Here is a 12,785-nt window from a genome sequence, read left to right on the forward strand (position 1 = left end):
GGAGTAAATCATTAATTCATAGTTTGTTGTGAGTGGTTTGTTTTCAGTCTATAACAGAAGATGCTAATGGTAGTGAAATTATTCGTATTACAATGGAGAATAATTCTGTGTAGAGAAGTTATCAAACTATTCTCGATAGCTCTGCTTAACTTGATTCAGTACATTTTTATTCCGTTAACTCTTTATAAAAAATACTCGAACTGACAAGAGTTTGTTATCCAAGATTGATATTGAATAAAAAAGTATTCATCTAAACTTAAGTAATGAGAATCTTGCTTATCAATAAGAGTGTCACTTCGAGTGAAATTCATTGGGGTAGAACAGAAATGAATTTTGTATCGAGAAGTAGGAATAGTATTCTAGATACTCCCGACTGCTTGGGATTACCTCATTATCATTCTGTAAAATTACTTGAACTGACAAGGACTTCTTTTCCCAGATTACATTAGGTATTTTCTAGATCATTTCTTCTGTCACGTCTTTTTTAATCCTTATTTCGTCATTTTTCATTTTTCGTTTAGCCTTAATTTTGCTTCATTATTAAGACTAAATAAAAATAAATGATCCTTAACGAAGCGACCTCTTTAAAGGAATTATCATTAAATAATTACTTATTCAATGAGGAATCAGCCAAACTATATGAAGAATATACGTTAAAAACACTTAACCATATTCAACAATTTTTATCTCAAAGAAAATTTTATAAAGGAGATAATTTAGAAGAAATTCAAGCGCATAGAAATAAAGCTAAACTTTATGATATTGAGTTGCCAAATTCAATAGATAATGCCTTAACAGAGTTAAATGAGTTGTATATTCAAAATGCAATTTCATTTCATAATCCAAATTATGTGGCGCATTTAAATTGCCCAATTACACTACCATCTATAGTTGCTGAAATGATAGCTACTACCATAAATACAGCGGTAGAGACTTGGGATCAAAGCACATCTGCAACATTTATAGAACAAGAAGTAATTCGTTGGATTTGCAATGAATATAGTTTCGATAAAAATTCGGATGGTGTTTTTACAAGTGGAGGTACGCAATCTAATTTCATGGCGCTATTAATGGCGCGAGATCATTACGCATATGAACATTTTGGGATAAATATAAAACAAAATGGTTGGTCAGATGAGATCAGTAAGTTCAGAATATTCTGTTCAGAAAAGTCGCACTTTAGTATAAAGAAAAACGCAGCATTACTAGGTATGGGATACGATGCCGTAATACCAGTAAAAGTGGATGATAAAATGCGAATGGATACTGAAGCATTATATGTAGCCATAGAAAAAACGAAACAAGAAGGAAATATTCCTGTTGCTGTAGTAGCTACATTAGGAACTACAGATTACGGAAGTTTTGATCCTTTAGAAACTATTGGGAAAATAGCTAAAGAACAAGACATGTGGTTGCATATAGATGGTGCTTATGGAGGATGTTTTGTGCTAGCTGAATCACACAAACATTATTTTGAAGGTATTGAAATGGCTGATTCTGTTACAGTTGATTTTCATAAAACCTTATTTCAACCTGTGAGTTGTAGTGCTTTCTTAGCTAAAAATAAGCAACATTTTCAATACGTATCATACTATGCAGATTATTTAAATCCAATTGAAGATAAAGATCCTGAACGTCCTAATTTAATTGAAAAATCAATGCAAACTACTCGACGTTTTGATGCATTAAAAGTATGGTTAACCCTAAAAACTTTAGGTACAAAAACGATAGCCACATATCTAGAAGAAGTACATCAGTTAGCAAAACAAGTGTATCATCATATACTTAACAATCCAAATTTTGAAGTTGCTCATGTGCCTGAGTTAAGTACTGTAGTGTTTAGATATAAAAATTCTGAGGCTCAGCATGAACCGACTCATGATGATGTAAATCTATATATCAAAAGCTTTTTATACAGATCGGGTAAAGCCTCAATAGCAAGCACAAAACTGAATGGAAATATTTATTTGAAATTCACCTTGTTAAACCCTAAAAATACAATTAATAACCTGTTGAATATTATCAAGATGATTGAAGAAACAGGAAAACAATACCAACCGAAAACAGAAGCATTATGAAACAGAGCAATGTAGTTGATTTTGTAGCCATTGGAGTAGGACCTTTTAATTTGGGTTTAGCTTGTTTAACAGAACCAATTAAAGACCTTAATGGAATCTTTTTAGATAAAAAAGAAAAATTCAATTGGCACCCAGGTATGTTATTACAAGATACCACTTTGCAGGTTCCTTTTCTATCAGATTTAGTGACCTTAGCAGATCCTACTAATCCTTTTAGTTTTCTAAATTATATAAAACAAAAAGGAAGAATGTATTCATTTTACATTAGAGAAAATTTCTTGTTACTTAGAAATGAATACAATCAATATTGTCAATGGGCAATTGAAAAATTGTCTAATATTTACTTTAATACCGAAGTAACACATGTAAATTTTGATGAAAATGAAAATATCTATATAGTAACCTCAAGGTGTACAAAAACGGGTGAAATCAAAATTTATAAAGCAAAAAAACTAGTTTTAGGTACAGGAACACCTCCATATATTCCGGAATCATGTAAAAAATTAAAAGGAAAAGCTGTTCATTCTTCACAATATTTAGATCATAAGGAAAACTTACAAAAACAGCGTAAAATTACCGTATTAGGTAGTGGACAAAGTGCAGCAGAGATTTTCTATGATTTATTACAAGAGGTAGATACTATTGGATATGAATTGAATTGGATTACTAGATCTCCTAGATTTTTTCCTTTAGAATACTCAAAGTTAACTTTAGAAATGACATCGCCTGAGTATGTGGATTATTTCTATGATCTACCTGCTGAAAAAAGAGATGATTTAATTAAAAATCAAAAACATTTATACAAAGGAATAAATAGTGATTTAATAGCTGCTATTCATGAAAGTTTATATACTAAAAGGGTTGTTGCTGAAGATAAAATAAATGTGTCTTTAAGAACAAATACGGAATTAATAAACACGGAATTAAAACAAGATTCAATTCAGTTAGATCTACACCAAGTAGAACAAGATAAATACTTTACACATGAAACTGAAGGATTGGTTTTAGCTACGGGATATGCGTATCAACTTCCTGATTTTGTAGAAGGAATTTCAAATAGAGTAATGTGGGACGATAAGGAGCGTTTTGATGTCGCTAGAAACTATAGTATTGATAAAAACAAGAGTGAAATTTTTGTTCAAAATGCGGAGTTACATACTCACGGATTTGTTACACCAGATTTAGGAATGGCAGCATATCGTAATTCTTATATCATTAAAGAAATGACAGGTGTTGAGCATTATCCTATTGAAACCAGTATAGCTTTCCAACAATTTAGAGTAAGTAAAGAAGAGGAAATCATGTATGCCAGTTCGAGATTTCCAACAAAAATTTTGTGAAACGGATTTTGATGACATCAAATTTAAACGGTCATTACGATGAACGAAAGATAGTGAAGTGAAGAAGTAATCTGTTGATCTAAGAGTGAGAATTTCGTTTTTTAAGATAAAGATTGCTTCATCCGTTGCACTTTTTCGCAATGACAGTATTAGAAAAGTAAATGTCAGTTCGAGTGATTTTTATAAAGTGATAACGGAATAAAAATCGTATCGAGAACAGTTCATAAACAAAACATTTCTTGATAAAAAGTATTACGAAGAATTTCATTTGAAGTGATAATAAAGTTTATAATAAAAGCATGAAACTTAAAAATTTTTTAATTGTAATGACATTGGTTGCAGTGGTAAGTGATTATTTACTGCATCCTTTTTATCCACAATTTTTTGAGCTTCGTTTTGGAATCAAAGATCCAGAATTAGTCGGGTACTACTTTGCTGCAATTTGTTTTATGGTAATGATTGCATTCCCTTTTTGGGCATACATATCTAAAAAAGTAGCAGAACTAAACATATTAATATATACACAGTGTATAGCAGGAATATTAGCATTGTATTGTTGGTATACAAATTCATATCTTAATTTCTGGATTGTATCTCTTATCATGATTATTTTTAAAGGAAGCTATTTACTAGTATATCCCTACATACTTAAAATAATTACAAAAGAAGAGCATCCAAAAACCATTGGTTTACTATCAGTAGTTGTGCATTTAGGTGGGATTTTAGGAGCAGTTATCGGTGGGTTAACGGTTGATCTTATAGATCCAAGAAATATCTTTCTAATTATGGCAGCCGGAGATTTTATTCAAATGGTAATGAGTGCTTATGTACTTAAAAAAGATGCTTATGATACAGGATTAGTTGTTGCAGAAGAAGTACAAAAAGATAGAAGATTAATACCTAAAGGCTTCATTTTAAAGCTAGGTTTAATAACAATGATATTATATTTCAGTGATTTCTTAATAAGACCTTTCTTTTCGTTATACTGGGAAAGCTTTTCGTCCTTTAAAACCAAATTTGTTTCAGGATCTGTCTATGCCATTCCTGGTTTTGTAGCATTAATTACGTTGTGGGTTAATAATAGGCGAAAAACAGAAGAAGGCTATAAAGGTATTATTAATGCTTTATGTGTTGCATTAATTGGTCTTTTCTTGCAAGGTATTCCTTCAGATATTTTTGTAGTTACTGGAAGAATAATTTACGGTTGGGCTATATTCCAAGGTGTAGTAAAATTCGATATTTTATTATTTGAGTTAAGTACTCCTGAATCTTATGCTATAGATTATAGTAAAATTCATTTTTTTCAAAATTTAGGAGTGCTATTAGCTTCTTTAAGTGTAGGGGTAGTAGTCGATAATTTTGGTTTACAAATACCATTTACTATTGCTTTATCAGGATTTATTATAACACTGATGTTATACTTCTTTGTATTTAAATCAGTAAGAGTTACCCACAAACAATTAGCTAAAACCTAAATTATGAAAGATGAAAATATAATCTTTAACACAAAATATAAAGGTTTTGGAACAATCTCAATTCGTCCTTTTAGTGTAGAAGAAGACAGTCAGTTTTTACACACTTGGGTTACGCAAGAATATGCAGTCTTCTGGGAAATGCAGAACGCAACTTTAGCAGATGTAAAAGAAGAATATACAAAGTTATTAGAGCCAGATCATTATGGTGTTTATGTGGGACTATTTAATAATGAACCAGCTTTTGTACTAGAACGTTACGATCCTAAACAAGATATCATTACTAATTATTACAATGCTAAGTCCACTGATAGTGGTGTACATATTATTGTGGCCCCACCAAAGCAACCTAAAGTAGCTAATTTTACTTGGTATATGTTTCGATCGATAATGGATTTTGTCTTCCAAAATTCAAAAATCAATAGAATACTTGTAGAACCAGATATTCGAAATAAAAAAATGTTTGCGCTATGCCAAAGAATTGGTTTTACACTGGATGAAGTTGTTGAGTTACCTCATAAAACAGCACAACTAGCATTTTTAACCAAAGAAAATTACGTAGAAAAAATACAATCATTTTTACCTTCAAAACGAACTCCGATGAACACGTTAGATAATGTGGTATCTCCACAGCAATCCACTCAACATATACAACCAAAAGTTTGGCAACAAGCCAATAGATTATTAATCAAAAAAGCATTATGTGAGTTTTCACATGAGTTGTTAATTCAACCTGAAGCTATTAGTGAACTAGAAAACGGTTATAAACATTATAAAGTTTCGGCAGATAACGCAGAAATTATATATGAATTTAATGCGAAGCCAATGGCCTTAAATCACTATGTAATTGATGAGTATTCTATTCAAAAAACAAATAAAGGTGAATCAACAGAGTTGGATGCTATATTCTTTATTAAAGAATTTAGAAAAGCGTTAGGTATTGCAGATGAAAAAATGCCTGTTTATCTAGAAGAAATCATAAGTACATTATATGGAAGTGCATTCAAAATTACGAAAGGTAATCCCACTGCTGAGGAGTTGGCCGCAGCTGATTTTCAAACGATAGAACAATCAATGACCGAAGGACATCCTGGTTTTGTAGCTAACAATGGAAGAATCGGTTTTGATAGCACAGATTATAGATCTTACGCTCCCGAAGCAGGGAATTCATTTTCTTTATTATGGTTAGCAGGACATAAGAGTAAGGCAGTATATGCAGCTTTAGAATCGTTACCCTATGAGAAATTAATTCAACAAGAATTAGATACCAATACTATTGAGAAGTTTAACTCAATTATAGAAGAAAAGGGAGGTAATCCAAAAGATTATTTATTTCTTCCAATACATCCATGGCAATGGTTCAATAAATTGGCCAATATTTTTGCACCTGAAGTAGCAAAACGAGATTTAATTTGTTTAGGTTATAGTCCAGATCAATATTTGGCGCAGCAATCTATTAGAACATTATTCAATACAACAGATCCCCAAAAATTCTACACCAAATCTGCCTTATCAATTTTAAATATGGGCTTTATGAGAGGTTTACCATTATATTACCTTGGTACAGCTCCTAAGATGGCAGTTTGGTTGGAGAATTTGTTGTATAACGATCCTTATATCCAAGAAAATGGATTCAGAATGTTAAGTGAAATAGGATCTATAAGTTATGTAAATCCATATTTTGAAGAGTTTGGACCACACAACGATTATAATAAAATGTTAGCTTCATTATGGAGAGAAAGTCCTTATTCAGTAGTAAAAGATAATCAAAAGCCAATAACTATGGCAGCTTTACTCCATATTGATCATCATGGTAATGCATTGCTACCAGAATTAATAAAAGATTCTGGATTATCTGTAGACAATTGGATTCGTCAATATTTGAAAACATATTTGAGTCCAATGTTACATTGTTTCTACTACTATGACTTAGTATTTATGCCACATGGAGAAAATATAATCATGGTTTTAGAAAATAATATTCCTGTATATGCTTTACTGAAAGATATTACTGAAGAAGCCTGTATTTTAAGTTCAGAGGTTGAATTGCCAGAGCATTTAAAAAGAATGTATGCTCCAGTGCCTGAAGATGTAAAATTATTGTCAATTTTTACAGATATGTTTGATGGATTCTTCCGTTTTCTAGCGCCAATACTATATGAGCATGCAAATTATGGAGAACATCATTTTTGGGAACTTGTGGCGGAAAATGTATTAGAGTATCAAGCTAAATTTCCACAATTATCAGATAAATTTGAACGCTATGATATGTTTGCTAGCGATTTTAAATTGTCATGTTTAAATAGGTTACAATTGAATAATCATAAGCAGATGATTGATTTAGACGATCCTGTTGCTTTATTACAATTTGCAGGAAAATTAATGAATCCAATAGCTCAGTTTAAATCTTTAGAAATATCATTATGATTTCAACAACAAAAATAATTTTCACTAAAAATATTGAAGGTTTAGGAGAAATGAGTATACGATCATTTGATATTGAAACAGATATTGAATTATTGTATAGCTGGGTAACCAAACCCTATGCAAAATACTGGGGAATGTTAGGGCATACTATTGATGAAGTAAAGGCAGAGTATCAAGAAATAGAAGAAAACCCACATCATCATACATTTATTGGAATGTTAAATGACCAACCTATCTTTTTAATGGAGCGTTATAAGGCAGATAAAGATATTATAGCAGAACATTACGATGCAAAAGATGATGATTACGGAATGCACATTCTTGTAGCACCAGTACAAAAAAGAATATCGCAATTCACATGGCATGTATTTTCTACGGTTATGGAGTATTTTTTCAGTTTACCGTATGTGAATAGAGTAGTGGTGGAACCAGACATGAATAATGAAAAAATACATGTTTTAAATAAAAAGGCAGGGTTTGTATATCAAAAAAATATAGAGCTGCCAGATAAAGTAGCTTCCTTGGCTTTTTGTACGAGATATGATTTTTACACATCACTTTAAAGATTTGGAAACTTATAAAATGTCATTACGCTGTTCGAAAAAAAATACTAAGAATGGTTAATGACATTTAAGTAACTAAATTCTTATCCTAAATCTTGATTTTTGCGAATCCTGTCTTGAGCGAAGCCGAAAGGTTGTATCAAGACAAAGGAGGGTAGAAATTATTAATTCACGAATCATTTTAAGTGACTCATTTAAAATATATAATAAAAAGATATCATTGCTAGCGCGATCTGAACAAAGTCGAAGTGTAAAAGAAGTAATCTGTTTCTCGAATATGAGATTGCTTCACTACGTTTTACTTCGTTCGCAATTACAAACAGAATAAAAATGACAAATACAAACATATTGCATCTACAACTCGACTCTTGGGAATATGTTAACAGACAACTCATTAAAAAAGCAATTAGTGAATTTTCTCATGAGTTAATTCTAAAGCCTGTAACCGTTGAAAACAAAGTAAGCGGTAACAGGTATTCAATTACAACCGATGATCTTCAATATGTATATCATTTCGAAGCCAAGATTTTTATGTTAGATCATTGGTTTGTAGATGCTGATAGTATTAGTAAGACAGATGAAAATGATAATGAAATTCTGCTAGATGCTTTACAATTCATAACAGAATTTAAGAGCAAACTAGGAATTCCTGATGAGTTTTTAGCTACGTATTTAGAAGAAATTACAAGTACACTTTCTGGAGCAGCATATAAGTATACTAATGAGGAATTTTCAGCTGCTGAATTAGCATTACAAAGTTTTCAAGAAATAGAGCATGCAATGACTGAAGGACATCCTTGTTTTGTAGCTAATAATGGAAGAATCGGTTTTACTATTAATGATTATCATTCATACGCACCAGAAACAAATAAACCTTTCAATATATTTTGGATTGCAGCTCATAAAAAGTATGCAACATATACAGCTATTGAAAGTTTTGAATATAAATCATTATTAGAAAATGAACTTGGCCCTTTTAAAATAGCTGCATTTAAACAAGAAATTGAGAATAACCATTGTAATGTAGACGATTATATTTTAATGCCAGTCCATCCATGGCAATGGACGAATAAAGTTGTGCATGTATTCGCAGCAGATATCGCTCAAAAAAATATTATTCTTGTTGGACAAAGTGAAGATAAATTCTCAGCGCAACAGTCTATTAGAACTTTGTTTAATATAAGTAATCCACATAAACTGTATACCAAAACAGCACTTTCTATCCTAAATATGGGATTCATGCGTGGTCTTTCTCCTTATTATATGCAAAGTACACCACCTATTACTCAATGGATTACTGATTTATTAGAAAATGATTCGTATTTGAATGCTAATGGCTTTACCATGTTAGGTGAAGTGGCTACTGTGGGGTATCATAATCATTATTACGAAGTATTAGGAAAAACAAATCCACACAATAAAATGTTATCAGCATTATGGCGAGAAAGTCCTTTCACTAAAATAGCTTCTAATCAACGCGTATTAACTATGGCTGCTTTATTGCATGTAGACGCTAAAGAAAATTCATTAGTAGCTGGTTTGATAAAAGCATCTCCATACAATGCAACTACTTGGGTAAAACACTATTTAAAAGCATATTTAGCACCATTATTACATTGTTTTTACAAATATGAGTTTGTGTTTATGCCGCATGGAGAAAATTTAATTTTAGTATTGGAAAACCATACACCAACATATGCTTTAATGAAAGATATTACTGAAGAAGTAATTGTATTTAATAAAGAAATGGAACTTCCAAAGCATGTGGACCGTTTATATACAGAAACTTCAGACAAAATGAAGGTGTTGTCCATATTTACTGATGTTTTTGATTGCTTTTTCAGATTTCTAGGACAACAATTAGATAGTTATGCTAATTTATCTGAAGATCGATTCTGGAAGTTAGTTGCAGATTGTATCTATGAGTATCAAGAAGAATTTCCTGAGTTCAAAGATAAATATGAGCGATACGATTTATTTGTTGATGAGTTTGATCGTTGTTGTTTAAACAGATTACAATTGGGAAATACAAAGCAAATGTTGAATCTAGCAGATCCAATTGAGAGCTTAAAACTTGTTGGAACTCTTGAAAACCCAATAGCTAAATTTAAAAAAAGAACCATTATTTCTAATACCATTTCAGCATTTAGTTAAGATGAATTTTGAAGAAATTACAAAACTAATCAGAGAACGAAAAACGACATATGCGTATGATTTCTCTGATCAAAAAGTTGATAAAGAAACTATTGAAGCCGTAGTTTCAAATGCACTTTGGGCGCCAACACATAAATTAACACAGCCATGGCGTTTTGTAGTGTTACAGGGAAAACATCAACAAGAATTAGGAGAGTTTATGGCAGAGTATTATAGGAGACTATATTCTGAAGAGGATTTTCCTAATGATCGTTATGAAGCAACTAAAAGGTATGCAGAAAATGCCACTTTACTAGCGCTAATATTTCAACCTAGCAAAAGAGCACAACTGCCAGAATGGGAAGAAGTTGCTGCTATTTCATGTGCTGTACAGAATATGTGGTTAAGTTGTACGGCTTTGGATATAGGTTGCTATTGGGATACTGCTGGAGCAACTATGGAATATGGTAAAAGAATAGCATTAGATGAAGGAGAAAGATTTCTTGGAATCTTTTTTATGGGACATTTAAAAGATGAAATAGAATCAGGTAATCGAAGAAGAAAACCATTATCTAAAAAATTAAGTTGGACAAAAAACTAAATCATGAATCAAACAACAACTAAAAGAATACTAGAATTAGATTTAACAAAAGGTTTAGGTGTATTTCTAATTCCAATGGCACATACATTATTAATCTATGGAACTTCTCAAACACAAGAGACTGATTGGTTAGGACTTATAGTTCATTTTTTTGGAAAATGGGCAGGTATTTTTATTATTTCAATGGGGTTTTCCTATGCACTTTCTAATAAGCATACCATAAAAAGTTCAATAAAGCGAGGTTTATTATTACTTGGAGCAGGATATGTGATGAACTTTTTAAAATTTATAGTACCGTTATTTTTAGGCTTAATTCCTGATAGCTTTATAGAAGCTTATGGATGGACATCACCACCTACTTTTAATAACATGGTATATATGATACTTACCGGTGATATTCTACAATTTGCAGGAATGTGTTTATTATTTATGGGTATAGTAGATAAACTAGTGAAAAAGTTTAATAAATGGATACCAATTTATATTGCTATTGCAGTATTAGTTTTAGTAGAATTTATTAGAGGTTTTAGATTAGGAATATCTGGTGTAGATTATATATTAGATTTACTTTGGGGTAATCAATGGAATGTGTATTTTCCTGTCTTTCCATGGATTGGATTCATTTTAGTGGGAATGTTTTTTGGATATTGGTTCAAAGAAGTGAAAAGGGATATTAGAATGATATTTTTACGAATGTTTCACTTTGGTTTGCCACTAACAATTATTGGAGTAGTATTATGTTATATGAATTATGATTTTCATATGCGAGATTATTTTCATCTAGGTATCGGTGGATTTATCTATTTATTGGGATGGAATTTAATGTCTTTTACTTTGTGTTACTATCTAGTAAAAAAGTATAAAGGAAATAAAGTATTAGACTTTTTTTATTACTGTAGTCAAAAAATTACATCTATCTACATCATCCAATGGGTAGTTATTTGTTGGGGTATGGGAATTTTCGGATATCATAATCAAACAACTAAAGGAGTAATTCCATTAATGATTGTATTTACCGTAATAACGTTTGGAATTCAAAAAATTATAGATCAAATTTCATTTAAAAATCAAAAACACAAGCAAAAATCACTTAAAGATGTTCCTGTATAACTTATAAGTTCTCTTTTCTGAATTTTTTTGGAGTAATACCTTCAGTTTTTTTAAAAGCAGCTGTAAAATGTGTAGGATTTTTATAGCCTACTAATTCTGCTATTTCATAAATAGGTTTTGAACTCGTTAATAATAAGTCTTTGGCAGCTATCATTCGTTCATGAGATGCAAATTCAAAAATGGTGACTCCAAAATTATTCTTAAACTCTTTTTTCAATTGAAATTCATTCAAGTATACTTTTCTAGAAAGCTCATGAATTGAAAACTGTACATCCAAGTTGTTTTTAATAAGGTCTTTGGCTAAATAAATTTTCTTTACTACGGTTGAGTTATTCATACCTTTTTTTTCATTTTCAAACTGAAGCATGAGTAACTCCAATACTTTAGATTCTAAAAAAAGACGTTTTAATAAACCTTTTTTATCATCAGAAAGTATTTCATTGATAATCGATTGTGTCTTATAATCTAAATGATTAGAAAAGTTTTCTTTTAAGTTTTCAATTGAAAAATTCTTGTAAATAGGAAAAGAGTTGGCTAACTGATGTTTTTGTATGAATGTATCAGATATTTTAATGATAATTTCATGTATTAGTGTTTTTCTAGGATAGAAAATATAGCCGTTAGTGGTATTAACAAATGTAATACAGCTTTCCATCTCTTCTTGGACTAATTCAATCTGTGGCTCAGATACATAGATTTTTTTCTCGCCTTTCACTAAAAAAGAAAGAAGTAATGAATCTTTTTCAAAAAAGCCATTAATTTTAATATCATGATGAAACTCTACTTCTCTTTTTATAAGCATTAAGCCATCAAAATTCCAACAAAAAATTTCGCCTGTTCCAAAAGAGTTTTTAATGGAATAATGCTCAGTAGTTAAACCACAATTTTGATTTTTCACTTTTGTAACAAGGAGATCATTTAAAATCTGTTGATTATCTGAACCAACTTGTATGTTGATAGTTTGCATAGTTCGTCATTTTTTTTCCCACATACGTCATTTATTAGAGGCATTCAGTTGATACTTTTGCGGACAGAATATTCTATTTAAAATAATTCTAAAT

Annotated in this window: 9 protein-coding genes; 8 read left to right on the top strand and 1 reads right to left on the bottom strand. The window is 30.8% G+C overall.

Annotated features, from left to right (window positions below):
- The first annotated feature begins 560 nt into the window (after positions 1–560).
- From BVC87_RS07670 to BVC87_RS07705, 8 genes are all read left to right on the top strand, one after another.
- Positions 561–2,078 carry a pyridoxal phosphate-dependent decarboxylase family protein gene (locus BVC87_RS07670; protein WP_075341784.1) on the top strand — a complete coding sequence of 506 codons (1,518 nt, stop codon included), beginning with the start codon at positions 561–563 and terminating at the stop codon, positions 2,076–2,078.
- Entirely contained in the window at positions 2,075–3,418 is a 1,344-nt protein-coding gene (locus BVC87_RS07675) for a lysine N(6)-hydroxylase/L-ornithine N(5)-oxygenase family protein (RefSeq protein WP_075341785.1), read from the top strand. The genes BVC87_RS07670 and BVC87_RS07675 overlap by 4 nt, the downstream gene beginning before the upstream one ends.
- Before the next feature lie 299 nt (positions 3,419–3,717).
- Complete coding sequence (locus BVC87_RS07680; protein WP_234974648.1) at positions 3,718–4,893, top strand: MFS transporter; 1,176 nt, start codon at positions 3,718–3,720, stop codon at positions 4,891–4,893.
- 3 nt (positions 4,894–4,896) lie between these two features.
- Positions 4,897–7,317, top strand: coding sequence for a GNAT family N-acetyltransferase (locus BVC87_RS07685; RefSeq protein ID WP_075341786.1), 2,421 nt, complete (start codon positions 4,897–4,899; stop codon positions 7,315–7,317).
- Positions 7,314–7,880 (top strand): GNAT family N-acetyltransferase, encoded by a 567-nt coding sequence (locus BVC87_RS07690; protein ID WP_075341787.1) that lies wholly within the window; start codon positions 7,314–7,316, stop codon positions 7,878–7,880. Before BVC87_RS07685 ends, BVC87_RS07690 begins: the two co-directional genes overlap by 4 nt.
- A gap of 330 nt (positions 7,881–8,210) precedes the next feature.
- Complete coding sequence (locus tag BVC87_RS07695) at positions 8,211–10,034, top strand: IucA/IucC family protein (RefSeq protein WP_075341788.1); 1,824 nt, start codon at positions 8,211–8,213, stop codon at positions 10,032–10,034.
- A 1-nt stretch (position 10,035) separates the two neighbouring features.
- Complete coding sequence (locus BVC87_RS07700; protein ID WP_075341789.1) at positions 10,036–10,614, top strand: nitroreductase family protein; 579 nt, start codon at positions 10,036–10,038, stop codon at positions 10,612–10,614.
- Between the two features lie 3 nt (positions 10,615–10,617).
- A complete protein-coding gene (locus BVC87_RS07705) occupies positions 10,618–11,724 on the top strand; it encodes a heparan-alpha-glucosaminide N-acetyltransferase domain-containing protein (protein ID WP_075341790.1) in 1,107 nt (368 codons plus the stop codon).
- A gap of 1 nt (position 11,725) precedes the next feature.
- On the opposite strand, the gene BVC87_RS07710 is transcribed toward BVC87_RS07705, so the two are convergent.
- Entirely contained in the window at positions 11,726–12,691 is a 966-nt protein-coding gene (locus tag BVC87_RS07710; protein ID WP_075341791.1) for a helix-turn-helix domain-containing protein, read from the bottom strand.
- Positions 12,692–12,785 lie beyond the last annotated feature (94 nt).

The organism is Tenacibaculum agarivorans, assembly GCF_001936575.1.
GTDB lineage: Bacteria > Bacteroidota > Bacteroidia > Flavobacteriales > Flavobacteriaceae > Polaribacter > Polaribacter agarivorans.